Raw genomic sequence first — 26,926 nt, 5'->3', positions numbered from 1 at the left:
CTTTATCCGTCCTCCGTTCCCGCTATCCGCCTCTGGCGGATGAGCTCCGCTCAGGCCGGGCTGCATGCGATTCGGCTGGAAATATAATCTGTAAGAAAAATTAAAATTGAAACAAATGAAAGGTATCAAAATATTAAGTTTATCTGCTTTAGCTTTAGGAATAATACTTTCTTGTGCTCAGAAACCATTGCAGTCAGAAGCTAATGAAAAACCTGCAAGTACACAGATAAAAACCATTTCTTCAAAATTACCTTGGTCAGAAAGAATGATGCAATCCGAAATGAAACGTTTCCCGGAAGCCTGGATGCTCGATTTTTTCAAAGCACCAAAATGGAGCTATCCCAACGGATTAGTGCTGAAAGCCTCGGAACAGCTCTACAGGAAAACCGGAAAACCAGAATATTATGATTACATCAAAGCCTACGCAGATGAGTTGGTGAATGAAGATGGAACGATAAAAACATATGATATCAGGAAGTATAATATTGATATGCTCAACTCGGGAAATGTTTTGATCTATCTTTATTCCGTCACGAAAGAACAGAGATATCTGAAAGCGATTCAGCTGCTACGTTCGCAATTGGATGCTCATCCAAGAACATCGGAAGGTGGTTTCTGGCACAAGAAAATCTATCCGAACCAGATGTGGCTGGACGGATTGTATATGGGACAGCCTTTTTATGCCAGTTACACAAATCTTTTTGACACAGGTGTAAGTGCAGAAAAAACTTACAATGATATTGTCAATCAGTTTGATATTGTCCAGAAACATATGGTAGATCCAAAAACCGGATTATTATACCACGGCTGGGACGAAAGCAGAGAACAGGAATGGGCCGACAAAAAAACTGGTCTTTCCCCGAATTTCTGGGGAAGAGCAATGGGATGGTATGGAATGGCAATAGTCGATGTCCTTGATTTTCTTCCTGCAGATCATCCTGGCAGACAAAAACTTATCAATTATCTAGTGTCTTATTCCGATGCGTTGGTGAAAGTGCAGGATGGGAAAACCGGGCTTTGGTATCAGGTTTTGGATAAAGGTGGAGAACAAGGAAATTATCTGGAAGCTTCAGCTTCATCCATGTTTGTTTATACATTTGCAAAAGCTGTCAGAAAAGGTTATTTGCCAGATTCTTATAACACTGTTGCTAAAAGAGCTTACAACGGAATCCTTAAAAATCTCATCACCGTAGAAAAGGACGGAACGGTTAATCTGAATCAGAATTGTGCAGTTGCAGGTTTAGGCGGCATACCTTACAGAAGCGGAACATACGATTATTATGTCCATGAAGAAATCCGGTCCAATGATCCGAAAGGAACTGGTCCGTTCATCCTTGCAAGCCTGGAACTGGAGAAATAGATCATTTGAATTTATCTTTTAATCAAATAATTAAATAATAATGAAATTCAAAAACATTCCGGTCTTGTTGTTTCTTGCAGCTTCTGTACTGACTTTTGCCCAGACAGAACAGGATAATCAAAAAGAAAGAATTATTGAGCCTGCCAAAGATAAGAAGACAACCAATATTTTTCTAGCCGGAGATTCCACGGTTACGGACTACACACTGGAAAATAATTATCAGGAAAAACGTTATCCGCAGCAAGGCTGGGGCGGCGTTTTTCAGGCATTTTTTGTTACGGACAGTCTGATAAGTTTAAAATCTTCTCCACTTGCAAAAAATGTAATCGTCATCGACAAAGCAAAAGGCGGAAGAAGTACAAGAACTTTTTTTCAGGAAGGCAGATGGCGTTATATTTTCGAAAATCTCAAACCAAAAGACTGGGTTCTGATTCAGTTTGGGCATAATGATGAATCGCCGAAAAAAGTGGACCGTTATGTGGATATTGCAGGTTATAAGGAATATCTAAGATTGTATATTCATCAGGTTCGGGAAAAAGGAGCAACGCCGGTTTTGGTGACACCAGTTTCCAGAAATTATCCTTGGGCTGACGGTGTTTTGGGTGACAGTCATCCGGAGTATGCTAAAGCCATGCTTGAAGTCGGGCAGGAACAAAAAACCGATGTTATTGACCTGAACAAGCTTTCCAGGGAATTTTTCACACAAAAAGGAAAGGATTTCGTAACAGTCAATTATTTTATGAATCTTCCGGAAGGCAAATTTGAAGCTTATCCGAAAGGTCAGAAAGACGATACCCATTTTCAGCCCGAAGGTGCTAAAGCCGTAGCTCAGCTGGTCTATAATGAGTTCAAAAAAATAGTAAATAGAAAGTAGCTTTTAACTAAATTTCCCAATGATTAATCGGATTTGCGATTTAGAAAAAATCTGATAAGGCAGGGACTTAATTAAAGACATCAATAAATTAAATAAAATAAGAATGAAGAAATCAATCAAAATATTGACGTTGAGTTTAGCAACATTAATTTCAGGAAATGTTTTTACGCAAACTATTTCTGATATTTATAAAAATGTTGAATTTAAAATGCCGGCAGTTGCAGAAACATCATTTCCAAATACGACGGTTAATATCAAAGATTTTGGAGCCGTATCGGGAGGAATTGTTAAAAACACAGAAGCTTTCCGAAAAGCTATTGATGAAACATCTAAAAAAGGTGGTGGAAAAGTTGTGGTTCCAAGAGGAATGTGGTTAACCGGACCAATTGTTCTTAAAAATAATATCAACCTGCATCTGGAAGATGGCGCTTTGCTGATGTTCAGTCGCGATTTTAATGATTATCCATTGGTTGATGTGAGTTTCGAAGGCCTGAACACCATCCGGTGCCAGTCGCCTCTTTCTGCAAGAGGAGCGAATAATATTGCCATCACAGGAAAAGGTGTGATTGACGGAAACGGCGATGCCTGGAGATACGTTAAAAAAGGAAAAATGACCGACGGACAATGGAAAGAACTGTTGTCAAAAGGAGGTGTTTTGTCTGCGGACAAGAAGATCTGGTTTCCGAGCGAAAGCTCGAAAAAAGGATTCGAAAATACTGCAAACTTCAATATTCCCGAAAAGCTCACAACAAAGGCAGAACTGGAACAGGTGAAAGATTTTCTGCGTCCCGTGATGGTAAGTCTGGTCAATTGTGACAAAGTTCTTCTGGACGGACCAACATTCCAGAATTCGCCAGCGTGGAATATCCATCCATTGATGTCCAGCAACTTGATCCTGAGAAATATCACCGTGAGGAATCCATGGTATTCTCAGAACGGTGACGGTCTGGATCTGGAGTCGTGTAAAAATGTTTTGGTCTATAACAACACTTTTGACGTTGGTGACGATGCTATCTGTATCAAATCCGGAAAAGATAAAGACGGCCGTGACAGAGGAATCCCTACAGAAAATGTCATCATCAAGAACAATACAGTTTACCATGCGCACGGCGGAATCGTTATCGGAAGCGAAATGTCAGGCGGAGTGAGGAATCTTCACGCTTCGGATTGTACGTTTATAGGGACGGATATTGGTCTGCGTTTCAAAACAACAAGAGGCAGAGGCGGTATTGTTGAAAATATCTGGATGAGCAATATAAATATGACAGGAATCCCGGCTCAGGTGATCGGTTTCAATATGTTTTATGAAGGGAATTCGCCAATTATTGAAGAAGACCAGAATGCAGATGATGAAAAGAGCGTTGAAAAACAAATGCCTGTGACGGAAGAAACACCGGTTTTCAGAAATGTTTTCTTCAAAAATATTACCGCTTCCAATTCCTACGAAGCCTTGTCTCTGAACGGATTGTCAGAAATGAACCTTAAGAATATTGTAATTAAAGATTCTCACTTTGACACCAGAAAAGCTTTAACAATCATGGATGCAGACGGCATTACATTGAAAAACGTAATAATAAAATATACCGATGGAACAGGTGCAACCATCTATAATAGTAAGAATGTTGATATCTCCGGTCTGACACTGGAATCCTCAAAAACCCTTTTGGTAAAGATTGTTGGAAATAAAACCAAATCCGTCAGATTGCCAAGTGGATTGTCAGCCGACAAGCTTTATGTCTCTAAAGATGTCCCAAAGAATGCAGTAAAATAATTTCTTATTTTTTCTTAAAAACGGATGAAGCTAACCAAAAATTATTTGAATCTCAATAGTAATCTGCGGAATGTTTTCATCCGTTTTTCTATTGTTTTGATTTCGGTTTTGAAGATCTCTGCACAGCCTGCTGAAAGGCCTAATGCCCAGCCTTATACCATAGAATCTACATTTGAAAAGCTGAAAAATAAATATCCCTTTATACAACCTCTGAAATTGGAATTTCCGAAGAATATTAAAGTAAAAAAAGATATTGAGTATAAATCCAGAAAAGGGAAAACACTTTTAGCGGATATCTATTATCCTGAGAATTCTTTGCAGAAATATCCTGGAATTATTCTCGTTCATGGCGGCGGCTGGATTTCCGGGAGCAAGGATAATGAAAGGTTTCTGGCTCAGGAATTGGCTTCGAAAGGTTATGTTGTAATGGCGGTTAATTATAGCCTGAGCGATGATGCAAAATATCCCGCAGCTGTCGACGATATCAAAGATGCGCTGAGGTTTTTTAAAAGAAATAATACGTTATTTTATCTTGACAAAAAGAAAATTGCGATTGGCGGGAATTCAGCCGGTGCACAACTTGCGACTTTAGTCGGTGTTCAAAGTAAAGTCCGGGCAATTGTGAATATTGATGGAATAGTTTCTTTTATTCATCCCGAATCCGAGGAAGGTTCTTATGCATCCTATTGGTTTGGAGTCAATAAATCGCAGGATTTTAAAATTTGGAAACAAGCTTCTCCTTTGGAATATGTTGGAAAACATACACCGCCAACATTGTTTATTAACAGTTCTCAGCCGAGATTTCACGCCGGAAGAAATGATATGATGAAGTTATTGAAGAGTTATAATATCCCGACGGAATTTCAAGAAATCAAAGATTCTCCGCATTCATTTTGGCTGGTTCAGCCTTGGTTTGATGAAACTTTGAGATATACTGTTGATTTTCTGGATAAAGTTTTGAAAAATTAATCCTATGAAAAAACTATTTTCTTTTCTAAGTTTTTCGTTCGTGATTTTGTCTTTGGCACAATCGCCTTATATCACGATTACTGTAGCTAAAGATAATTCGGAAGATTTCAATACAATTCAGAGTGCGATTAATTCGGTTAGGGATTTAGGTCCGGGCGAAGCTTTAATTAAGATTAAATCTGGAATTTACAATGAAAAAGTCGTGATTCCCTCTTCAAAACATTGGATTACGATTGAAGGCGAGAGTAAGGAAAATACAATCATTACCAATGATGATTTTTCCGGAAAACTCAATTCTGCAACCAAAGAAAAATTCAACACTTTTAATTCTTATACTTGTTTAGTTGCGGGTGATAACATCAAAATTTCAAATGTAACTATCAAAAATTCTTCGTGTAACCAGGGACAGGCGGTTTCACTTCATGTGGAAGGTGATCGGTTCATCATGAAGAATTCTAAAGTTATAGGCTGTCAGGATGCGCTGTACGCAGCGAGGGATCATAGCAGGCAATACTATGAAAACTGTTATATAGAAGGAACTACGGATTTTATATTCGGACAGGCGACTGCAGTTTTTAAAAATTGCGAAATCAGAAGTCTGGCAGATTCTTACATTACTGCTGCGGCTACAAGTAAAGAAAATCCTTACGGTTTTGTCTTTATGGATTGTCATTTAACTTCAAAAGAAGGTATTGCCAATGTTTTTCTTGGACGGCCTTGGCGGCCATTTGCAAAAACGGTTTTTATCAATACAAGAATGGAAAATCATATTTTACCCGATGGATGGAATCCCTGGAAGGGCGATAAAATGTTTCCTGATAAAGAAAAAACAGTGTTCTGTGGAGAGTTTAATAGTACTGGAAAAGGTGCTAATCCTGATAAAAGAGTAGAGTGGTCTCATCAGCTGTCAGAAAAAGATATTAAAAATTATACACTGGATAGGATTTTCAACAGATCAGATTTCTGGGTTCCATAGAATTGTTGCACAACAGACTTTTTGTATATTTTTCGTAATTACTTTTTTAAGTATAATTTTTGGGTGTTTTTATGCAATCGATTGCTTGGTATTTTGAATTATATTCAATGAAATTGTCCTCTTTGATGCAAACATGAGTAAAATTTATCTAAACATTCATTTAGTGTTTAAGCATGCTGTATTAAAGGAATTTTAATTTAATATTAATGATGATTAAGAGACATTATTGTAAATTACTTTAAAAATTATTGTAGGATTTAGAAATAATTTTATATTAGAAGTATCGATTTATCACATAAAATAGTGTAATCGATTGCGCAAATAATAAAAACAATTATAAACTCATTTAATATGAAAAAACTATTATTCTCTTTGATGATTGCAGGTTTTTCTGCAGTAACTGTTAGTGCCCAGTCAAAAGTATGGAACTTCAGTGATACTTCTAAGTTTACAGCCGGAGCTATATCTTCTTCCACTACAATTGATGGCTTGACCTTTGAGCCTGTTGGGAGTAACCTAACCATTGCTACCAACAATCTGGCTACCTTTACAGATCTTTTTGCTCCGACGCAACGGCTGCAGTTTGGTGGTAATAGCTATGCGGGAAGCGATAATCCTGCGGAAGGCGTTACTTCCATGCCAACAAGACGTTATGTGAAATTTTCTGTTCCTGGCGCCGGTACAATAAAGTTATGGGCCAGAGGCGGCGGTGCGAACAGATCCTTACTTATCTCTGATGGTGCCGGTAAAGTCCTGAAATCTTTTCCTTTTGCAAGCAATGCCAATACGGATCTTCCGACATTCGAATATTCTTACACCGGTAGCGCAGGAACAATTCTGATTTCTACAGGAGCGGGAGATAACAGTCTTTATAAGATTGAATACATCGACGGTGCAACAATGGCTGCAAATGATATAAAGTCAAATATCCAGGCAAAAGTCTTTTCCAGTGGAAATAGGATTTTTCTTTCAGGGTTGGATTCCATCAATACTCAGGTTGATGTTTATTCAGCTAACGGATCATTGGTAAAAACATTGAAAACGGCTTCTGACATGAGTTTTGATATTGCTGCAAAAGGAATCTACATTGTGAATTTGAAATCTGTTGCAGGAGAAAAGTCTGTGAAGGTAATGATGAGATAAACTAAAGTAAATTTTTTTTTATATTTTTTTTAAGAAGAACCCTTGCAGTAATTGCTTGGGTTTTTTGATGAAAATTCATAATTGTTTTTTTATGGGAAAATTTAAATTTGGACAAATTAGAAGGTTTTTCGGTAAAATTTAGTTAAACGATTGCACATATTTTTTGTTAAAAAATCAATTTTTTTATAAAAATGAAATCAGATTTTTTTTATTTTATATTCCTGAAAGTACTATAAATAAAAGGTTTTTATTGTTGTTAATAAAAAATTAATGTAAAATTATTAAAAATTATTTTTCAATTGAATAATAATTTTATATTAGAACCAGCGAAAAATCACATTGTTTTGTGTAATCGATTGCATTAAATTTAAACAACATTAATAAATTATTTTATCATGAAAAAATCATTACTTATTTTGGCAATCTCGGTTATTGCTTCTGTTAATAATTTCAAAGCTCAGACAACCTGGGATTTTTCATCTGCTGCCTGGCCGGTGATAGCCGGGGAAACTGTTGCAACAGTTAAAAACAACATTGCGCTTGTTCCTGGCCCTCCAAGCGTAGTCAACTTTGCTCAGGTCGAAGCAAACTCTGCAACTTTTGAAGATGGTTATACTGCATCAAAACGTTTCAAATTGAACGGAGGCGGTTTTACATCCACCGGTGTTAATACAACACCTACACAACGTTATATATATTTTAAAACAAACGGAAACTCAACCATTAAAATCTGGTACAAAAACGGTGGAGGCGGAGACCGTACATTATATATCGGAACCGGAACAGCAATTTTAACATCTAAGACTTATTCTAATTCCCAGGATGGAATTATTTTCACATACGAATATGTAGGACCGGCGGCTAATATCTACATCTATGGCGATCAGTCTCTGAATATCTATAAAATTACGGCTGCTAATGTTGGAACTACTGTGCTTGGTGTAAACGATGTGAAAAAAGAACTGAAAGCCAATGTCTTTTCCAGCGGTAACAAAGTTTATGTTTCCAATCTGGATGCGAAAAACACACAGGTTAGTATCTTGTCTGCAAACGGATCTTTGGTGAGATCTGCAAACATCTCTGCTGATTCTAACTTCGAAGTGAATGCTAAAGGTGTTTATTTCGTTAACCTGAAATCTGAAGCGGGAGAAAAGTCTGTAAAAGTTTTATTGAAGTAATTTTTACAGCAAAAGAAATACCCGGTAAAAAATTTATGAATTAAATTTTTCATTAATAAGGTTTGATGAAACATGTTTTATCAAACCTTTTTTTTACCTTTTTTTCTTTTTGAATTTTTTAAGTGATTGGTAATCAAGATTATATAATTTATTAAAAGTTATTAGTATTATTATAATGAAAAAGATAGTTCTAATTTGCACAGTATTGCTAACGTCAATGCTAAGTCAGATCAATGCCCAGTGTGCCGTTTCCGGGTGGGCTTCTACCAATGGTGTTACAGGCGGCGGCAATGCCACTCCGACAATAGTAACAACCTATGCAGAATTAAGGACTGCAGTCAACACAACATCAGTGAAAGTGATTTATGTCTCTGGACAAATTACTTTTCCAGCCTCGGGACGTCTTACCCTCAATAATCAGAGCGGGAAATCTATTCTGGGATTAGCCGGAGCACGATTGATATCTACGGATCTTACTTCTGGCGGATCGGGAATCCTGACCCTGAAGAATAGCTCAAACGTCCTTATTAAAAATATCACTTTTGAAGGTCCGGGTGCATATGATGTCGATGGAAACGATAATCTCACCATTGACAACTGTACCAATATCTGGGTTGACCATTGTACTTTTCAGGATGCGCTGGATGGGAATCTGGATATCAAAAATGCTTCAGATCTCATCACGATTTCCTGGACGAAATTTGAATATCTAAAACCTCCTATTTCTGGCGGTTCAGGTGGTTCGAATGATCATAGATTTTCTAATCTCTTCGGATCATCAGACAGCGATACACAGGACCAGGGAAAATTGAGAATCACGATGCAATATTGCTGGTGGGGTGCTGGTGTGAGAGAAAGAATGCCCAGAGTGAGATACGGAAAAGTGCATCTTCTGAACAATTATTTCAGCAGTACAGGAAACAACTACTGCATCTATGCCGGTTACAAAGCAGATATCTTGATCGAGGCCAATTATTTTGATGGTGTCAAAAATCCTATCAGATTAGAAAACGGAACTTTTACAGCAGCTCAGTCCGTTGATAACACATTTGTTGGAGTAACTGGAACTTCGGTTGGTTCCGGCACTGCGTTTACGCCACCTTATCCTGTCTCAAGAATTCCGTCTCAGGATGTAAAACAAACGGTCATGAGTGGTGCCGGGGCAGTGCTTTTGCAACCGACAGACTGTCTTTTTTTATCCGCTAATGAAGTGAAGCAGAACTTACAATCTAGTTCTGTTTTTTATCCGGTTCCAGCTTCTGATAAGATTTCTTTTAAAACCATTTCTAATGATAATAAAACTATAAGAATTACTGTAACTGATATTTCTGGAAAAACTGAGGGTGTAATTTATGAAGGAGACCTGAAAAAAGGTATCAACACTATTAATTCAATTTCTATAAAAAAACTTACTAAGGGTGTGAAATTCTTTCAAGTGAAAACAGATACTGATTTCTTCACACAAAAAGTAATTATTAATTAAGAATTCAATTAATTTTTTTCAAACTAAACAAAATTGTCCCATGAAAAAAAATCTTCTTTTGCCTGTTGTGCTTTTTAGTACACTCACGCTTTTTGGAATCGGAAAATCTGTATCCAATTTTTCGGATTCTAATAATGAAAAATCATTAGCTGAAACTGAAAAAAGTGATCATCTGCAAACTGTTAAATCAGAGATCAATACATGTGAAAAATCACTGTTCGAGTCCACTCCAGCATCAGTAACATGGCCCTTTATTACAGATATTACTACAAAATCTTTAGAGGGCAATCTGGAGTCGAGTTTCAGCTATCCTTCTGCAAGTGTTTCTTATCAGGTCAATACAAAAATTGATTTTACAGGTGATTCTGTTACCGACAGTAACACTGTTTTCTGGCAGGGTACAAGTAGTAATAACAGCTGGACCGGAACAGGTGATATCAATGTCTTCAATTCTGCAGTTTATCTTCAAGTAGATGTAAATCCGACTAACGGCGGAACTTTTACCATTGATAAGATTCAGGGGCTGGTGGGAGCTGCAGGAACTGGAAATATGTACTATCAGGCTTTTTACAGTTTGAATTCGGATTTTTCAAGTCCGGTTCAGATTCAGACTGCCACCAAGCTCCCGAACAATGGTTCTTCTGCTCTTAATGTTAATTTATCTTCGGCAGTCGTTCTCACAGGTAGCCAAAAACTGTATGTCAGATTTTATCCTTACCTTGCTTCCAGCGCGACTAATAAGCAATTTGGTCTCAGAAATATAAAAATATCCGGAACTATGGAAGGTGCAGTTGCAAACCCTGCCACAGTGTCTACAACAACGGTTTCTAAAATTTCTACAACTAAAGCAACTTCCGGAGGAACTATTTCCAGCAATGGCGGCGGAATCGTTACTAATAGTGGAGTGGTCTGGAGTACCAATCAAAATCCAACTATTTCAGATTCAAAAACTACGGAAGATGTAGCTTCAGGACCTTTTATCAGTAATTTGACAGGATTGCTTCCGGGAACGACTTATTATGTCCGTGCTTATGCAACCAATTCTGCGGGTACATCATATGGAAATCAGGAAAGCTTTACCACTCTCACAAATATTGTTGCCCCGTCTGTTACAACTGTTTCTCAGTCTCAGGTAACAAATAAATCATTTGTGATTTCTGGCAACGTGACAGACTGGGGCGGTGCGGATGTTACTGAAAGAGGAATTGTATATTCCACAACACCTGATCCAGCTATCGGAAGTGCGACAAAAGTACCCAGCGGAACAGGAACCGGTTCTTTTTCTTCATATGCTTATGGCGTCAATCCTGCTACATTGTACTATGTAAAAACATTTGCAACCAACTCTGCAGGAACAACTTACGGAACCCAGGCTACAGTAACCACTAAAGTTACAGATCCTGATGTTTTAAAAACGATAGCGAAAGATGGTTCCGGAGATTATACAACTGTACAGGCAGCTTTCGACGCTGTTCCGGATTTTTACACAGGCAGATGGATCATCCATATCAAACCGGGAACTTATACAGAAAGACCGACATTGAATCAGAATAAAACCAATGTATTTTTGATCGGAGATGATGCCGGTACAACTATAATTACAAATAACATCTCTGCAGGAGCCATTAATCCTGATACAGGACAGGCTTACGGAACTTCTAACTCGCAAACAATGGCAATTTTCGGCAGCGATTTCACAGCTTCCAAAATAACAGTAGCCAATACTTTTGTCAATTCTACAGCCAATACACAAATCAATTCATCAACACAGGCTGTTGCACTGAAAACACAGGGTGACCGTCAGTCTTTTTATGACTGCAAAATCGTTGGTTATCAGGATACTTATCTTGGTAACAGCATTGGACGTGCTTATTTCAAAAATTGCTATATAGAAGGCAATGTTGATTTTATTTTTGGACGACAGACGGTTATTTTCGATCACTGTACAACTTATATCAACAGGAATAACAGTGTTGTAACCGCACCTTCAACAGAGGCTACTACGAAATTCGGGTTTGTATTTTTGGATTGTAACCTCACGGTTCCTGCTGCCGGAACAATGGATTTTAACGGAACAGTTATCAATAATTTCCATTTTGGAAGAGCCTGGCAGAATGTTCCGAAATCGGTATTCATCAGATGCGAAACACCTTCTATACTTAATCCTACAGGATGGACAACGCCTATCAACGGCACACTTCCTGTAATCTTTGCAGAATATGGCAATACAGGTGCAGGTGCTACACCGGACAGGTTGACCCAGCGGGCAAACGGAGGCACCGTTCTTACGGAAAATGAATCGCAGATCTATACCATTGCCAATGTCTTTAAAAAAGAAACAGATCCTTCATTTGTTTTCGACTGGATGCCGGAAAGTTCTGTCAATATTGATTTTGGGACACTTGCCGTTAATAATTTCGGGAAAGGTCAGGCTTTAGTTTATCCAAATCCATTTGCGGATCAGGTAAAAATTTCTTACCATCTGAAATCAAACTATGATATCAGCGTCAGCATTTATGATATGAATGGAAGAATTGTGAAAAGTATTGAGAAATCAAATCAGAAATCAGGCAATAACGAATTGGTGATTGACGGAAACGATTTGAAACCGGGTATTTATTTTTACTCATTGAAAACAGACTCTCGTCAGATCAACGGAAAACTGATCAAAAAATAAAAATTTGGAATTATAAAATAAGCCGTTCCTTTTTATTTTGAACGGCTTATTTAAAAAAAATAATTTCGGACGGGCGTTAACTGAGTAGGAAATCAAAAGATTTTGGCTCTGAAAGCAGTTGTGACAGGTATTATTTATATATTTACATTCAAACAATACAAATATTCATAAAAGGATATATGACGAAAAAAAACACGACCATATATGACATTTCAAAAAAACTGAATGTGAGTGTAGCGACTGTCTCCAGAGCGCTAAACAATCATCCGCGAATCAGTCAGGAAACCAAGGAACTCGTGATGGCAACCGCCAAAGAAATGAACTATAAGCAAAACAATCTTGCCAAAGCACTTAAAAGCGGTGAAACAAAGACTGTAGGCGTTATCGTTCCTTATATTAACACCAATTTCTTTTCATCGGTCATCAGAGGATTAGAGGAAGAACTGTCTCCGCATGGTTACCGAGTTATCATCTGCCAGAGTCATGATGATGCGGCTATTGAAAAAAAACAGCTGAATACACTTTTGCATACTCAGGTGGACTGTATTTTCATTTCCATCTCCAGAAACACATCTGATATGGAATATGTTAAAAAAATTCTTACAACTACGAATACGCCGATTATATTCTTCGACAGGAAAAAAGATATCCCCGGTATCAGTACCATTACCATTGATGACCACAAAGGTGCTTACGCTGCGACTGAACATCTCATACAACAAGGCTATAAAAATATCTACCATTTTTCAGGAGATCAGAATCTGGAAATTTATCAGAATCGTCTGAACGGTTATATGGATGCCCTGACTGCTTACAAGATGCCTGTTATCAAAGACAATATCATCAACACCGGAAGCTCGATCGAAGAAGGAATCAGTGCCATGAAAGCTATCTGGAAGCGAAAAATAAAACCGGATGCAATTTTCTCTGCCAGTGATTTTACTGCCCTTGGTGCCTGTAAGGAAATAAAGAACCTGAAACTGAAAATGCCTCAGGATATTGGTGTTATAGGATTCAGTAACGAGCCGTTTACGCAGTTTATGGAACTTTCTATCAGTTCTGTTGATCAAACACCTGTCCTGATGGGAAAAATATCCGGTAATGTTTTTTTAGAAAGTATCAAAGACAATTCTTCCGGTATTACTATTGAAAAGAAACTGGTTCTCACGCCCACGTTGTATATCAGACAATCATCCAAGAGAAAATAAAACAACTCCCGAATTTTCGGGAGTTGTCATTTTTACTGTTTACAGAATCTATTTATAATTAATTTTTCCGCCCACTACTTTTTTATCATTTTTGGAAGGGGGATTACCATATATATCGATAACACCACCTGCTCTGGTAGTTGCATCAACAGCTTTTGCGGCGAAAACCGAAGCTTGTCCGCCGGCATTCGTAGTGATGCTGGTGATGTCTGTCTTCAGATTTTGACCGTCATATTGACCGCCGGTATTTACAACCACCGACTGAGAATCGGCTTCACCTGAAAGTCTAAGGATACCGCCTGTGTTTACTTTTCCATCTACTACACTGGCGTCAACATTCAGATCAATCTGTGAACCTTCGTTGGAAGTCACTTCCAGTTTTGATGCTTTTACATTATCACCTGATGTTACAACTGCACCCTGACTGGCCTGTATACTGCTGATATCTTTATAATAAAGTACAACTTTTACATCATCACCCTGCATTAGCTTTAAGGTTTTCATTCGGATTTTCAGCTCATTTCCGGAATTTACGAATTCTACATCATCCGCTTTTGCTCCTGTAACTTCTGCTTTGTAAGAAGAAGAGGATACCAGCTGAACAGGGATTTTATCAAATACCTTTAATGATGAGAAGGCTGCTACCGTTTGACTTTGAGCAAATGAATATTGAGAAACCAAAAATACAGATGCCGCTAATATTACATTCTTCATTTTTCTAAAATTTTTTAATGGAGTTACAAAATTAAAACCAATTTATGTTAGCATAATGTTAAATTTAATTTTAATTGTAATTAAATTTGTTACAATTAGTTTTTTTATCTAGATTTGCACCGTTATGAACAATACGAGATTTGCGACAGCAATACATATTATGACACTTCTTGCTCAGGATCAGCAGGAATGGCTAACATCAGACTGGATTGCCGGAAGTGTGAATGTCAATCCCGTGGTTGTCCGTAAAGAATTGATCCATCTTAAAAAATCAGATTTAATTGAAAGCCGCAAAGGAAAAGAAGGTGGTGTAAGAATTGCCAGAAATCCGGATCAGATTAGTATTTCTGAAATTTATCAGGCTGTAAAAAACACAGAAGTGCTGGGTAAAAAAAATCAAAATCCAAATCCGCTTTGTATTGTCGGAAAGGGTATTAACAAGAATCTTGAATTCCTCTTCAGGGAAACGGATGATTTGGTTTTACAGTTTCTGAAGAATAAAAAGTTATCGGATTTCGCAAAAGAGTTCAATTAAATTTTTTTATCATAAAATGTAACAAAATATATTACAATTAATAAAATTTTTAGATTATGAAAAAAATATCAGTAATCGGAGCAACAGGCTTCGTTGGGAAACAGTTGGTAAACGAATTGTCAAACAGAGGTTATGCAGTGAATGCTATTGCAAGAGACAGCTCAAAGGTTACAGTTAAGAATAATGTGACTGCAATCAACGCAGATGTGAACAATGTTGAAGAATTATCAAAAGTTCTTGAAGGAAGTGATGCAGTTATCAATACCTTCAATGCAGGATGGACCAACCCAAATCTTTATGATGATTTTTTAAATGGTTCAAGAAATATTGAAAAAGCAGTTGAAAAATCCGGTGTGAAGAGATTCATTACAGTCGGTGGTGCAGGCAGCTTGTTCATCGATGGAAATCAGCTGGTTGACAGTCCGGATTTTCCGGCAGATATCAAACCTGGCGCTTTGGCAGCAAGAGATTACCTGAACGAGATCAAACATAACGAAACACTAGACTGGACATTTTTCTCTCCGGCAATCGAGATGCATCCGGGAACAGCTGGTGTCAGAAAAGGAACTTACAGAACTGCTTTGGAAAATCCTGTTTTTGATGAAAGCGGAAGAAGCCTTCTTTCTGTGGAAGATGTGGCCGTCGCATTAGTGGACGAGCTGGAGCAAAACAAATTTGTAAAGAAACGCTTTACAGCAGCTTATTAATTTTCGAATTATTAATAACGAAACCCTTTCAAAACTTTTGAAAGGGTTTTATACTTTTGACAATAAACAAAAATCTATTTATTTTATCAAGTCTAAAAACTATTTCTCATAAACCACATATCCGTAAGCGGGGAGATTCATGTCAGAACCTTTGATTAATTCGGATTTATTATTCGTAAAAACATTCTTGTAGTTCCCGACAGCATTCTCGTCTTCAATTTTGAAATTCACAGAATCCTTACTTGTATTAATTAAAACCAAAACTTCGCGCTCTCCGTTTTTTCTGAGGTAAGCCAAGACTTTGTCATTGGAAGTGGTATTGACCCAATATGTTGTAACGGCAGGATCGCCACCTCTGAGAGCAGGATTCTCAGATTTCAGATTCAGTAATGTTTTGTAAAAATTTTCCAGTTCATATTTTCCAGTCCACGGAATCGGATCCTTCTCGAAGAATTCCAGACGCTTGGTTTTCAGAGGTAATTCCTGCCCGGAATAGAGTAGTGGAACGCCATTCCATGTTGCTGAGAAGACAGCCAAAGCAGGTGCAGAATCTCCGTATTTTTCATACTCCGTTCCGTTCCAGGAGTTTTCATCGTGATTAGTTGTGAACCAGGCGCGCATGGAGTTATCTCCGATTTTGGAATATTGTTCCAGAAGATTTTTCAAATCAGAGAGTGGCAGGTTTTTCTGGTAAAAATCCTGAGAAAGATGCATCCATTTCCAGCTGTAGCTGGCATCAAACACTTTTCCGTAATCCGGATTCTCCAGCTCATCAAATTCGCCAAGAAAGAAAAGTGGTTTCAGCTTCTCAACTTCAGGTCTTGCCTGTTGCCAGAAATCTACTTCTACCCAGCTTGCAAGATCACATCGGAATCCGTCGATATTGGTTTCTTTTACCCAATATTTCATGGCTTCTATCATTGCCAGGCGCATTTCTTTGTTTGTATAATCCAGCTCGATGATATCGTCCATGCCGCTTGCTTTATGGAAACTTCCGTCTGCATCTTTGAGAAACCACTCCGGATGAGATTTCGTCCAGACGTGATCCCAGCCTGTGTGATTGGCAACCCAGTCGATGATGACCTTAAAACCCATTTTATGCGCTTCGTCCACCAGGTGCTTAAAATTCTCCAGCGTTCCGAATTCCGGGTTGATACTGGTATAATCATATGCAGCATACGGACTTCCCAAGCTTCCTTTCTTATTGAGTTGTGCAATCGGCGTGATAGGCATAAACCACAATGTTTTCACACCCATTTTTTTTAGTCTTGGCAAGTGTTTTTCGAAGGCTGCAAAAGTGCCTTCCGATGTGTATTGTCTTACGTTGACTTCATAAATATTGGTCGTGTGTTTCCATTCTTGTGGTAGTTCCATAGCTTGATTCTGGGTTTTACAGGATAATAATAAAGTGGCGATGGCCGGAATAAGAATCAGTTTTTTCATTCTAATTTCTCTTAGGTTTTGTGAATTCTCTTTGTCTATCCTGTAAATGTAATAAAAATAAAAAAGCCCGGAAAACCAGGCTTGTTAATATTTGTATAAAATTGGATTAATCTTCATCATCTTCTTCGAAGACGTCGTTGTATCCAGTTTCTTCTTCATCGTCTACAAAATCGTCATCTTCATCATCGAAGCTGCTTTCTTTGAAGTCGGCGTCGAAATCATCAAAATCCTCATCCAGTAAAGGCATTACAGAATTTTTGCTTTTCCCGTTAGAAGAACTGCTTTTGGTGGGCGCCTTCAAGGGAACATTCCCAAATCTGTAAACTGTGATAGGATAATTGACCGCAGGTTTTTCGTCAATTATTTCCAGCAATTCGCAGAAAAATTCCCAAAGGTCGATGAAGCCATACTGAAACCTCATTTTTTCCCCGACTGCAGGGAAACCTTCATTAAGGTAAATATCCGACATGATTTCTCCGTCACCTTCATCGCTCATATCTTCCAAAGGCACTGCGCGACCTTCGCTCCATTCATCATCAGAAAAATAAAAAGATGACAACTCCTCTCCTGGTAAGCTGAACGCACTTTTGATACCCAGATGCAGATTCCAAAGTGTTTGCTTGTCTTTGATCTCGATGTCCCGGAAGATTGTTTCTTTGGCGTCTAGAATTACTCTTATCTTATAAACCATTATTGTTTTTACTTTAACTTTATTGTTATGACTTAATGTTGCAAATATAAAACAAATGAAATTTCGGAAAAGTTTCTTGGAAATTTTTTTATAAAAAAGTTTTTTATAAATTTTGCACTTTTCGATGACAGCTTACGCTGTAGCATTCGTTTTATTCTTCTTTCCGTTCACAGCGGGTTTTCCCAGCTTGAATTTGAATTTTGTTCCTGACAGATAAGCACTTTCCACACTGATAGTCTGTTTATGAGCTTCCAGGATATGTTTTACGATGGCAAGTCCAAGTCCTGATCCGCCTTCTTTCCTGCTTCTGCTGCTTTCTACGCGGAAAAACCGCTCAAAGATCCTTGGCAGATTTTCCGGTTTTATGCCCATTCCGTTGTCTTCTACAGAGATGTGAATGCTCTTCGTTCCTTCTCTTGTGGAAACAATGATCTGCGCCTCTTCTCTGTTGGCGTATTTTATAGAATTGGAAATAAGATTAATGAGTACCTGCGAAATCCTTTGCTTATCAGCAAATACAAAAAGCTGAGACTGTGTGGTCTGGAGCTGCATTGTCATCAGATGTTTTTCCGCTTCCATTTCCAATAAGTCAAAAATTTCCTGTATCAGAAGATTGATGTCAAAAATACTGTATTTCAGATCAATCTGGCCGGATTCGTAACGGTTGATCATGTCCAGGTCTTTCACGATATTCAGTAGCCGTTCCACCGAGCTGTCGATTCTCTGCAGGTATTTGTCCCGGATTGTAAGATCTTCCACGCCGCCGTCTCTGAGTGTTTCTATGTATCCCTGTATTGAAAAAAGCGGAGTTTTCAACTCATGGGAAACGTTGCCAATGTATTCTTTACGGTAGTTTTCCATCTCTTTCATCATATCGATTTCGGCATTTCTTTGGTTCATCTCGTGCATTTTTTCGCCGAGTTCCTTGAAGCCGAGATCTGTGTCATAATCGTGGATGATATCTTCCGGAAGAATATTGGTGATTCTTCTGATTTGATTTTTACTGTAGAAGCTGAATAGAAATTCCAGAACAAAATAGTTGAGAAAAAATAAAAGACCGAGTGTAAAGACTAAAAAATAATTAAAGTCTTTGGTTTTGAAGTAAACATCGTCGGTATAAAACTCAAACAGCAAAACAGCAGTGCCAACAACAGCTACAAGTGAAAAGGAAGCTGCTGCTGATAGCCAGTTGATTTTTACGGCATTTCTTATCATTTCAAAAAAAAGATTTTCTAAAAAGAAAATCCTAAACTACTAATTTATAACCAATTCCTTTCAGTGTCTGGATGGTATTGATGCCGAGTTTCTCTCGCAGCCTTCTGATGTGGACATCGATTGTTCTTTCGCCCACGATAACATCATTTCCCCAGACTTTTTCCAGAATTTCTTCTCTTTTAAAAACCTTATCCGTATTGGAAGCCAATAAATAAAGCAGATCAAATTCTTTCTTGGGAAGCAAAAACTCTTCTTTCCCTTTTGATACCTTGAAGTTATCTTTATCAATAACCAAATCACCAATCTCGATATAATTGGAATTTTCCTGAGATTGTGCACCTAGCTGTAAAAGGGCGGCTACTTTGGAAACCAGAACTTTTGGTTTGATCAGCTTTACGATATAATCATTGGCACCGGCCTGATAACCCGCCAGCTGGGAAAATTCTTCGCTTCTTGCGGATAAAAATACAATCAGTGTCTTTTGAAGTTCTTTGATTTTGCGAAGATCCTGACAAGTTTCTATTCCGTCTTTTTCCGGCATCATCACGTCCAGAAGAATAAGATCAGGCAATATTTCTTTAGCTTTTACTATTCCTTCATTACCGTTGCTTGCTGTAAAAACCTGATAGCCTTCTTTTTCCAAATTATAAGAGATGATCTCAAGAATGTCCTGTTCATCATCAATTAAAAGGATTTTTTTACGATTCATTTCGATTTATTAATTATCCCAAAATTAAAAAAAAATGAACTCTATATCACCAATTGTTTAAAGTTCACACAAATTTAACATTTACAAAACAAATATTCCAGGTTTTGGGATAATTTTCGATATAAATAATCATCTATTTTTATAAGACATAACCTTTTATTTTTACGGGAAATTAAGTTAAATTTGCACCTCACGTTCAGATTTATGGAAGAAGAAAAAAAACCACTCAATTTCATTGAGCAAATTATAGAAGACGACTTGGAAAATGGCCTGGGTGCGGAAAAATTGCGTTTCCGTTTTCCGCCGGAACCAAACGGTTATCTGCACATTGGTCACACCAAAGCAATCTGTATCAACTTTGGTTTGGGGCAAAAATATAATGCGCCGGTCAACCTTCGGTTTGATGATACCAATCCTGCGAAAGAAGAGCAGGAATTCGTAGATTCGATAAAAGCAGATATCGATTGGCTGGGTTTCCGGTATGATCAGGAATTATATACTTCTGACTATTTTGGACAATTATATGGCTGGGCTGTAGAACTCATTAAGCAAGGAAAAGCTTATGTAGATGAACAGTCTTCCGAAGATATCACAGCTCAGAGAAAAAATCCTTTTGAACCGGGTATCAACTCACCTTTCAGAGATCGTCCCATTGAAGAAAGTCTTGAACTATTTGAGAAAATGAAAAATGGGGAATTCGAAGAAGGCGCAATGAGTCTTCGGGCGAAAATCGATATGGCTTCCCCGAATATGAATATGCGTGATCCTGTGATGTACAGAATCCTGAAAAAACCACATCACAGAACAGGAGACCAATGGAAGATTTATCCAATGTACGATTGGGCACACGGAGAATCTGACTATATCGAACAGATATCGCACTCTTTATGTTCGCTGGAATTTGAAAATCACCGTCCGCTATACGAATGGTATCTGGATCAGGTCTACGATAATAAAAGCGTTGCACCAAAGCAGAGAGAATTCGCAAGGATGAACGTTTCCTATATGGTAACATCCAAAAGAAAATTGCAAAGATTGGTTCAGGAAGGCGTAACAACTGGTTGGGATGATCCGCGAATGCCGACGATCTCAGGACTGAGACGAAAAGGTTATACGCCTGCAGCAATCAAAAATTTCATTGAAAGAGTTGGCGTTGCCAAAAGAGAAAACCTGATTGATATCCAGTTGCTGGAATTCTCTGTGAGAGAAGACCTTAACAAAATTGCAACGAGAGTAATGGCAGTTGTGAATCCTGTGAAGCTAATCATCGAGAATTATCCTGAAGATAAAGAAGAATGGCTGGAAACTGAAAATAATCCTGAGGATGAAAACGCAGGAACAAGACAAGTGCCTTTTTCAAGAGAAATTTACATCGAAAGAGAAGATTTCAAAGAAGAAGCTGATAAAAAGTTCTTCAGACTGAAACTAGGCGGAGAAGTTCGTCTGAAGTCAGGTTATATCATCAAAGCGGAAAGGGTTGAAAAAGATGCTAAAGGACAGATCACTACCATCTATGCAACTTATGATGAAGACTCGAGATCAGGAAGCGGAACTGAAGCGAGTCTGAGAAAAGTAAAAGGGACGCTGCACTGGGTTTCTGCAAAACATGCTTTACCGATCGAGATCAGAACTTACGAAAAACTGTTCACCACAGAACAGCCTGATGCCGTGAAGGAAATTGATTTTATGGAATTTATCAACCACCAGTCACTGCGGGTATCACACGGCTTTGCTGAACCTAGTCTTAAAGATGCTACTTTGGAAGATCATTTCCAGTTCCAGAGAATCGGATATTATATCAAAGACAGAGACTCTTCTGCAGATAAATTGGTATTCAACAGAACGGTTACTCTTAAAGATGGTTACAAACCTTAAAATTAAGAGTAATAAAATACTAAATTGAAAATCAGGTTGTTGCCTGATTTTTTTTGTTTTAATGTAATAGATTTTGTGCGGACGTTGTCTTATCTTCAAGTGAAATTAACTATGAAAACTAAATTTTCTATTCTTATAATCTCTCTTTTATTCTGGCAAATCTCGGCTCAAAAGCCTGTAGTTGCTGACAGTATTTCCAGAAAACAGTTGTCGGCTCTCAAAAGAGATCAGCCCGTAAAAATTGATGGGATACTGGATGATGAGATTTGGAAAAATGTTCCGGCAGCGACCAATTTTGTAGAACGACAGCCCAATAACGGAAAACCACAGCCCGATAGTTTAAAAACTGAAGTCAGATTTCTTTATGACGACACGGGATTATATATCGCTGCACAAATGTACGATCCGGATCCTTCAAAAATTTTGAAGGAATTGACCGAAAGAGATAATATTGCCAATGATGATTTTTTCGGAATTATCATCAATGGCTATAATGACCATCAGCAGAGCCTGGAATTCATTGTGACTGCTGCCGGTGTACAGATTGATGGAAAACTGACCACAGAAAATGAAGACATGTCCTGGAATGCAGTCTGGTATAGTGCGGTGAAAATCAATGAAAAAGGCTGGGCTGTAGAAATGAAGATCCCCTTTTTTGAGCTCCGTTTTCCGAAAAAAGATAAGCAGAAGTTTGGTCTTAATATGATTCGTAAAGTCAAAAGAACCAATACGATGTATGACTGGAATCACGTTGACAATGAGAAAGGCAATTATACTCTATATGATGGTGTTCTGAATGGGGTGACAGATGTTAAAACCCCCACCAGGCTTTCCTTTACGCCTTATTTTTCAACCTATGTTAACACCTTCGAGGGGAAAACAGAAACTAACGTAAATGGAGGAATGGATCTGAAGTATGGAATCAATGATGCATTCACATTTGATATGACGTTAATTCCGGATTTTGGACAGGCTAATTTTGATAATTCGATTCTTAATTTGACACCTTTTGAACAGCAGTTTGCAGAGCAACGCTCATTTTTCATGGAAGGAACAGAACTTTTCAGTAAAGGTGATATGTTCTATTCCAGAAGAGTTGGCGGGAGTCCTTCCCGCTATCCGAATATTAATGAAGAAAAAGAAATTGTGACCGAATATCCTTCGAAGGTCAAATTGTTTAATGCCTTCAAAATTTCCGGCAGAACGAAGAAAGGTTTGGGAATAGGGATTTTCAATGGTGTTACTGAAAAAATGGAGGCCACGATTCAGAATAATGAAACGGGCACAATCCGAAAAGAAGTTGTAGAGCCGTGGACGAACTATAATGTTTTGGTCCTTGACCAGAGATTCGGCGGCAATTCTTCTGTCACTTTGGTAAATACCAGCACAACCAGAAACGGTGATTTCCGCGATGCCAACGCAACCGGGCTGCTTTGGAGCATTAGTAATAAAGCCAATACCTATACCTATTACGGGAATCTGAAAGGGAGCTGGATAATGAATGATGATACGAAATTCGGTAACAGAGGAACGGTTGGTATCGGTAAATTTTCCGGTAAGCACAGATTCGAGGTCAATGCAAATTATGTCAGCAAAGACTGGGATATCAACGATCTGGGATTTTCCACCAAAACCAATTACGGAAATCATAATGTCTGGTACGGATACAGGATTCTTCAGCCTACAAAGCATCTTAATAATATGTACCTGAACTTTAACCTGAATTATTACCATCGGTTAGAGGCATTTCTTAACCAGAAATTGATTTTCAACCATAATAATTCATTTACCAATAAAAAGTTTCAGAGTTTCGGCGGCGGCGTAGAGTTTACACCTTATGGTGAAAAAGATATTTATGAACCGAGATCTTTCGGAAGATATCTGAAGGTTCCGGGCTATTTTGACAGCTGGCTTTGGTTCGAAAGTGACAGTCGGAAAAAAGTTCAGTATAACATTAATATAGATTATTATGCCTATGATGAAAAAGGGCGGAATTATCTAGTGCCATCTTTATATCTGCGTTATAGAGCTTCTGATAAACTAAATCTGATCTGGCAGTTCAATCCTGTTTTCAGTAATAATGAGGTTGGATATTCCGGAAAAGATACTGACAATATTTATATGGGAAGAAGACAGAGAAATACGTATGAAAATGCCATCACGGGACAATATACCTTTGATGAGAAGATGTCGCTGGCACTGGCATTCAGACACTATTTTTCGGATGTTACATATAAGCAGTTTTATATTTTAAATAATGACGGAAGCCTGGATAGCAATACAAGCTATCATCCTAATCTAAACGGAACCTATAATTCATGGAATGTGGATCTGCGTTATTCCTGGTGGTTTGCGCCAGGAAGTCAACTGACATTGCTTTACAGAAATGCGACGACCAATTACCTCGACATTTCCAGGATGAAGTTCAAAAATAATTTTGATGAATTATTTAATTCGCCGATGATCAATAATTTTTCGCTAAGAATCTCTTATTTCCTGGACTATAACCGGATGAAGAAATGGTTTTAACAAAAATCTTAGAATAGAAAAGACAAAATCCATTTCAAAGCTGAAATGGATTTTTATATCGTTTATAAGTCATCATTATAAAACATCTCTGATATCCTCATTCTTCTGGAAAGTTGCCTTCGCAAACGGACAAAGCGGAATGATTTTCAGGTTGTTTTCCCGTGCAAATTCTACAGCTTTATAAACCATTGCTTTACCAACACCTTTTCCGTTATAAGCAGGTTCAACTTCTGTATGATCGATAATGATTTTGTCATCGCCGGCCCAGGAATAAGTCATCAGTCCTGCAGGTCTGCCATCAAAGTTTGCCGAAAATTCGCCTTTTGTTTCTCTGTTATTTTGTGTTACTTCTATCATTATTATGAGATTTTAGTTAATATTTCTATATCGTTGGTTAATATTTTATGAATCGGGCAGGCATCAGCAATTTTTAAAAGCCTGTCTTTCATATCTTCACTGATTTCTGTCGTTCCGAAATCAATTATTCTGCAAAACTGTGCCGTTTTGCTTTGGGGATAATTTTTCAGGTCAACAACAACGTTGATCTGCGGGATTTCCCATCCTTTTCTGTCGGTATACATTCTCAGCGTTGCAGCCGTACAGCTTGCAAGAGATGTGGCCAATATCTCAAACGGGTTAAAACCTTTGTTGCCGCCGCCTTTATCAATAGGTTCGTCTGTAATGATGCTGTTGTCTCCAGCGATCACTTCTGTATAATAGTTTTCCGTTCCCAGACTTGCTTTTACTGTTACGCCCATTTTAAGAATTTAATTTATAGCTCAAAGCGCCGGAAGGGCATTTTGACAATTGTAGTTTCAGTTCTTCTGTCGTTGCATTTTCTGGTTTTATCCAGGGTCTGTCTTTCGGATTATAAACTTTGGGCAACATTTTCACACAGAGTCCTGCATGGATACAGATTTTCGGTTTCCAGAGAATCGTGATTTCACCAGTGTTATATTCATGTGTTTCCATTGTTATATTTGGTTTTTGAAGTTTTTGATTTTAGAATTAATTTCGGTCAATAATTCGGGATTGATAATACCGTTTTCCATATCAAAATTCTCATAAAACTTTGGAAGTGAAAAGGTTTCCTTGATATCTGCCCCGAATTGCGGAAAGAATTTATGCGCTTCAGCCATCACATTCCCACCACCAAAACCACCAGGCGAAGTGGTCATAAGAAGCATTGGTTTATCCTGAAAAACTTTGACATTGATTCTGGAAGCCCAGTCAAAGATATTCTTAAAAGCCGCACTGTAGGATCGGTTGTTTTCTGCCAAAGAGCAGATAATGACATCACAAGCTTCAATATTTTTCAGGAATTTATAAGCCGCTTCCGGAAAACCGTTTTTTTCCAGATCGACAGAGAAAACAGGCATCAGATAATCATTAAGATCTATAAGATTCGTTTCATCATCCGGAAAGCTTTTCAATACAAATTTTACCAACTGTTTGTTGATAGATGTTGAGGAGTTGCTCCCTGCAAATGCAAATATTTTCATGTTTGAGATTGATTTTAAAGTTCATCGTAACCGCCGAATTTCTCGTCCACAATTTCTTTCCATTCCGGATGCTTTTTAATATATGCAAAAACATAAGGACAGAAAGGCAAAAGTTTTTTACCGCTTTCTTTGATATAGTTGAGCGTTTTTTCCACGACAGCAGCTGCAGCGCCTGTCCCGGCTAGTTCAGGATCAGCTTCTGTGTGGACAAGTGCAATCTGATGCGTTCTTTCACCATAATTGATAAATGCATAATGACCATTCACCTCGATTTCAAAACGTTTTCTGGCTTCATTCTTTATAAGAGGTATGGCTTCGAATTCTGCTTTCATAATTTTATTTTTTATAAAGTTAGTAATTATTTGATACCAAAATTATAGAAACAGAATTGGCTGGATATTGATATAGGATATTTTCGTGTAAAAAAAATCCTGTGAAAAAAGCTCACAGGATTCGGAAAGTATAAATATTGATTAGTGTTTCTTTTTATTGCTTATTTTCCAATCTTAATCTGGAAGATCGCACTGACTTTGCGATATGATTTAGTTTTATTACGTTATTTCCGTAAAGTATTCCCGCTTTATAAAAAAAACTTCGTAATCCTTTTCTTGTTTTTATGGTCACAATAAGCTTATAATCAATAAGTGTTTTTTCGATTTTAAAAGAAGCTACTTTATACATAGGAATTTCTAAAGCGGGTCTGCGGACAGTGGTCCACGGATGGTTGTATTTTACAGATAGTACGTGTTCAGATACTTCTAATGATAAAATTCTTATGGTTGCTATTTTCCATATACAAAAAGCAAAGATTATTAAAAAGATACTGTATAAAAACTGTGCAGGTATTTCGAGCTTTTTTTTTGCAAAGATCAGGAATAATATATCTGCGGCTATCAGAAGAAAGAATCCATACATCATCGCTGAGGCTTCTTTTTTATTATCCATTTTTAATGTGTTTTTGTATTTTTTTTGATTTTTTAAGTATCTTTTACAGAGTCTGCAGACTCTGTAAATCGATACCGGATTCATTCGTATGTGTTCTTAGAATCAAGCCTCAAATTATTATTTATTAAAACCACTATATAAATTATAATTTGATGACTTTTATTAGTACAAAGGTATCTCAATATGGGATTTGCCTCCTAATAAAAGCTTTAGAATCATTTCGTCGGATGTGTAGATTTTTTTCTACAAATCTTATTAATAAAGGTCAAAAAAAATCCCGTAGTTGCCTACAGGATCATAATCATTGTTTGTGCTTTTAGAATCGAAATAATTTAGTCCGTAACTGGGTTTCAGATTATTGTTATTATTTCTATAGCAAAACTATGATTATATAGATGTCGCTCAAAATAAAATCTTTAGAT

25 protein-coding genes are annotated in these 26,926 nt (G+C 37.6%); 14 read left to right on the top strand and 11 right to left on the bottom strand.

Annotation, left to right across the window (positions count from 1 at the left end; genetic code table 11):
• Positions 1–115 precede the first annotated feature (115 nt).
• From BUA97_RS01940 to BUA97_RS01895, 10 genes are all read left to right on the top strand, one after another.
• Positions 116–1,360 (top strand): glycoside hydrolase family 88/105 protein, encoded by a 1,245-nt coding sequence (locus BUA97_RS01940; RefSeq protein ID WP_072996179.1) that lies wholly within the window; start codon positions 116–118, stop codon positions 1,358–1,360.
• 40 nt (positions 1,361–1,400) lie between these two features.
• A complete protein-coding gene (locus BUA97_RS01935) occupies positions 1,401–2,234 on the top strand; it encodes a rhamnogalacturonan acetylesterase (protein ID WP_072996178.1) in 834 nt (277 codons plus the stop codon).
• Positions 2,235–2,337: 103 nt separating this feature from the next.
• Entirely contained in the window at positions 2,338–4,005 is a 1,668-nt protein-coding gene (locus tag BUA97_RS01930; protein WP_072996177.1) for a glycoside hydrolase family 28 protein, read from the top strand.
• 24 nt (positions 4,006–4,029) lie between these two features.
• A complete protein-coding gene (locus tag BUA97_RS01925; RefSeq protein WP_072996176.1) occupies positions 4,030–4,974 on the top strand; it encodes an alpha/beta hydrolase in 945 nt (314 codons plus the stop codon).
• A gap of 4 nt (positions 4,975–4,978) precedes the next feature.
• Entirely contained in the window at positions 4,979–5,950 is a 972-nt protein-coding gene (locus BUA97_RS01920; protein WP_072996175.1) for a pectinesterase family protein, read from the top strand.
• Between the two features lie 351 nt (positions 5,951–6,301).
• Positions 6,302–7,093 (top strand): T9SS type A sorting domain-containing protein, encoded by a 792-nt coding sequence (locus BUA97_RS01915; protein WP_072996174.1) that lies wholly within the window; start codon positions 6,302–6,304, stop codon positions 7,091–7,093.
• Between the two features lie 395 nt (positions 7,094–7,488).
• Entirely contained in the window at positions 7,489–8,271 is a 783-nt protein-coding gene (locus BUA97_RS01910; RefSeq protein ID WP_072996173.1) for a T9SS type A sorting domain-containing protein, read from the top strand.
• A 175-nt stretch (positions 8,272–8,446) separates the two neighbouring features.
• A complete protein-coding gene (locus BUA97_RS01905; protein WP_084081234.1) occupies positions 8,447–9,754 on the top strand; it encodes a pectate lyase family protein in 1,308 nt (435 codons plus the stop codon).
• 40 nt (positions 9,755–9,794) lie between these two features.
• A complete protein-coding gene (locus BUA97_RS01900; RefSeq protein WP_072996171.1) occupies positions 9,795–12,431 on the top strand; it encodes a pectinesterase family protein in 2,637 nt (878 codons plus the stop codon).
• Between the two features lie 179 nt (positions 12,432–12,610).
• Positions 12,611–13,639 carry a LacI family DNA-binding transcriptional regulator gene (locus BUA97_RS01895; RefSeq protein ID WP_072996170.1) on the top strand — a complete coding sequence of 343 codons (1,029 nt, stop codon included), beginning with the start codon at positions 12,611–12,613 and terminating at the stop codon, positions 13,637–13,639.
• A 48-nt stretch (positions 13,640–13,687) separates the two neighbouring features.
• On the opposite strand, the gene BUA97_RS01890 is transcribed toward BUA97_RS01895, so the two are convergent.
• Complete coding sequence (locus BUA97_RS01890) at positions 13,688–14,353, bottom strand: head GIN domain-containing protein (protein WP_072996169.1); 666 nt, start codon at positions 14,351–14,353, stop codon at positions 13,688–13,690.
• A 124-nt stretch (positions 14,354–14,477) separates the two neighbouring features.
• Between BUA97_RS01890 and BUA97_RS01885 the strand changes: the two genes are divergently transcribed.
• Positions 14,478–14,888, top strand: a complete 411-nt coding sequence (locus BUA97_RS01885; protein WP_072996168.1) for an Rrf2 family transcriptional regulator — start codon at positions 14,478–14,480, stop codon at positions 14,886–14,888.
• Between the two features lie 56 nt (positions 14,889–14,944).
• Complete coding sequence (locus BUA97_RS01880) at positions 14,945–15,595, top strand: NAD(P)-dependent oxidoreductase (RefSeq protein WP_072996167.1); 651 nt, start codon at positions 14,945–14,947, stop codon at positions 15,593–15,595.
• Between the two features lie 99 nt (positions 15,596–15,694).
• Here BUA97_RS01880 and BUA97_RS01875 read toward each other — a convergent pair whose 3' ends face one another.
• From BUA97_RS01875 to BUA97_RS01860, 4 genes are all read right to left on the bottom strand, one after another.
• Entirely contained in the window at positions 15,695–17,038 is a 1,344-nt protein-coding gene (locus tag BUA97_RS01875) for an alpha-amylase family glycosyl hydrolase (protein WP_072996166.1), read from the bottom strand.
• 106 nt (positions 17,039–17,144) lie between these two features.
• Positions 17,145–17,729, bottom strand: coding sequence for an IS1096 element passenger TnpR family protein (locus BUA97_RS01870; RefSeq protein WP_072996165.1), 585 nt, complete (start codon positions 17,727–17,729; stop codon positions 17,145–17,147).
• Between the two features lie 132 nt (positions 17,730–17,861).
• Positions 17,862–18,944 (bottom strand): sensor histidine kinase, encoded by a 1,083-nt coding sequence (locus BUA97_RS01865; RefSeq protein WP_072996164.1) that lies wholly within the window; start codon positions 18,942–18,944, stop codon positions 17,862–17,864.
• A 31-nt stretch (positions 18,945–18,975) separates the two neighbouring features.
• A complete protein-coding gene (locus tag BUA97_RS01860) occupies positions 18,976–19,653 on the bottom strand; it encodes a response regulator transcription factor (RefSeq protein ID WP_072996163.1) in 678 nt (225 codons plus the stop codon).
• Between the two features lie 204 nt (positions 19,654–19,857).
• On the opposite strand from BUA97_RS01860, the gene BUA97_RS01855 reads away from it, so the two are divergent.
• Together BUA97_RS01855 and BUA97_RS01850 are read left to right on the top strand one after the other, a co-directional pair.
• The gene (locus BUA97_RS01855; protein WP_072996162.1) at positions 19,858–21,528 is read left to right on the top strand and encodes a glutamine--tRNA ligase/YqeY domain fusion protein; all 1,671 of its coding nucleotides are present in this window, start codon (positions 19,858–19,860) and stop codon (positions 21,526–21,528) included.
• Positions 21,529–21,639: 111 nt separating this feature from the next.
• A complete protein-coding gene (locus BUA97_RS01850; RefSeq protein ID WP_072996161.1) occupies positions 21,640–24,057 on the top strand; it encodes a DUF5916 domain-containing protein in 2,418 nt (805 codons plus the stop codon).
• Positions 24,058–24,132: 75 nt separating this feature from the next.
• Here the strand turns inward: BUA97_RS01850 and BUA97_RS01845 are convergent, their stop codons facing one another.
• The 6 genes from BUA97_RS01845 to BUA97_RS01820 all read right to left on the bottom strand — a co-directional run bounded on the left by BUA97_RS01845 (position 24,133) and on the right by BUA97_RS01820 (position 26,504).
• Positions 24,133–24,411, bottom strand: coding sequence for a GNAT family N-acetyltransferase (locus tag BUA97_RS01845; protein ID WP_072997173.1), 279 nt, complete (start codon positions 24,409–24,411; stop codon positions 24,133–24,135).
• 5 nt (positions 24,412–24,416) lie between these two features.
• Positions 24,417–24,815, bottom strand: a complete 399-nt coding sequence (locus BUA97_RS01840; RefSeq protein ID WP_072996160.1) for an OsmC family protein — start codon at positions 24,813–24,815, stop codon at positions 24,417–24,419.
• Between the two features lies 1 nt (position 24,816).
• Positions 24,817–25,029, bottom strand: coding sequence for a (4Fe-4S)-binding protein (locus BUA97_RS01835; protein WP_072996159.1), 213 nt, complete (start codon positions 25,027–25,029; stop codon positions 24,817–24,819).
• Positions 25,030–25,031: 2 nt separating this feature from the next.
• Positions 25,032–25,559 (bottom strand): NADPH-dependent FMN reductase, encoded by a 528-nt coding sequence (locus BUA97_RS01830; RefSeq protein WP_072996158.1) that lies wholly within the window; start codon positions 25,557–25,559, stop codon positions 25,032–25,034.
• A 14-nt stretch (positions 25,560–25,573) separates the two neighbouring features.
• The gene (locus BUA97_RS01825) at positions 25,574–25,891 is read right to left on the bottom strand and encodes a GNAT family N-acetyltransferase (protein WP_072996157.1); all 318 of its coding nucleotides are present in this window, start codon (positions 25,889–25,891) and stop codon (positions 25,574–25,576) included.
• A gap of 154 nt (positions 25,892–26,045) precedes the next feature.
• On the bottom strand, positions 26,046–26,504 hold the full coding sequence (locus BUA97_RS01820; protein WP_139258185.1) for a hypothetical protein: 459 nt from the start codon (positions 26,502–26,504) through the stop codon (positions 26,046–26,048).
• Between the last annotated feature and the right edge of the window lie 422 nt (positions 26,505–26,926).

The organism is Epilithonimonas mollis, from assembly GCF_900142325.1.
Classification (GTDB): Bacteria; Bacteroidota; Bacteroidia; order Flavobacteriales; family Weeksellaceae; genus Epilithonimonas; species Epilithonimonas mollis.
Note: the sequence above shows the minus strand (reverse complement) of the source record. Positions and strands in the feature narration are given on the sequence as shown.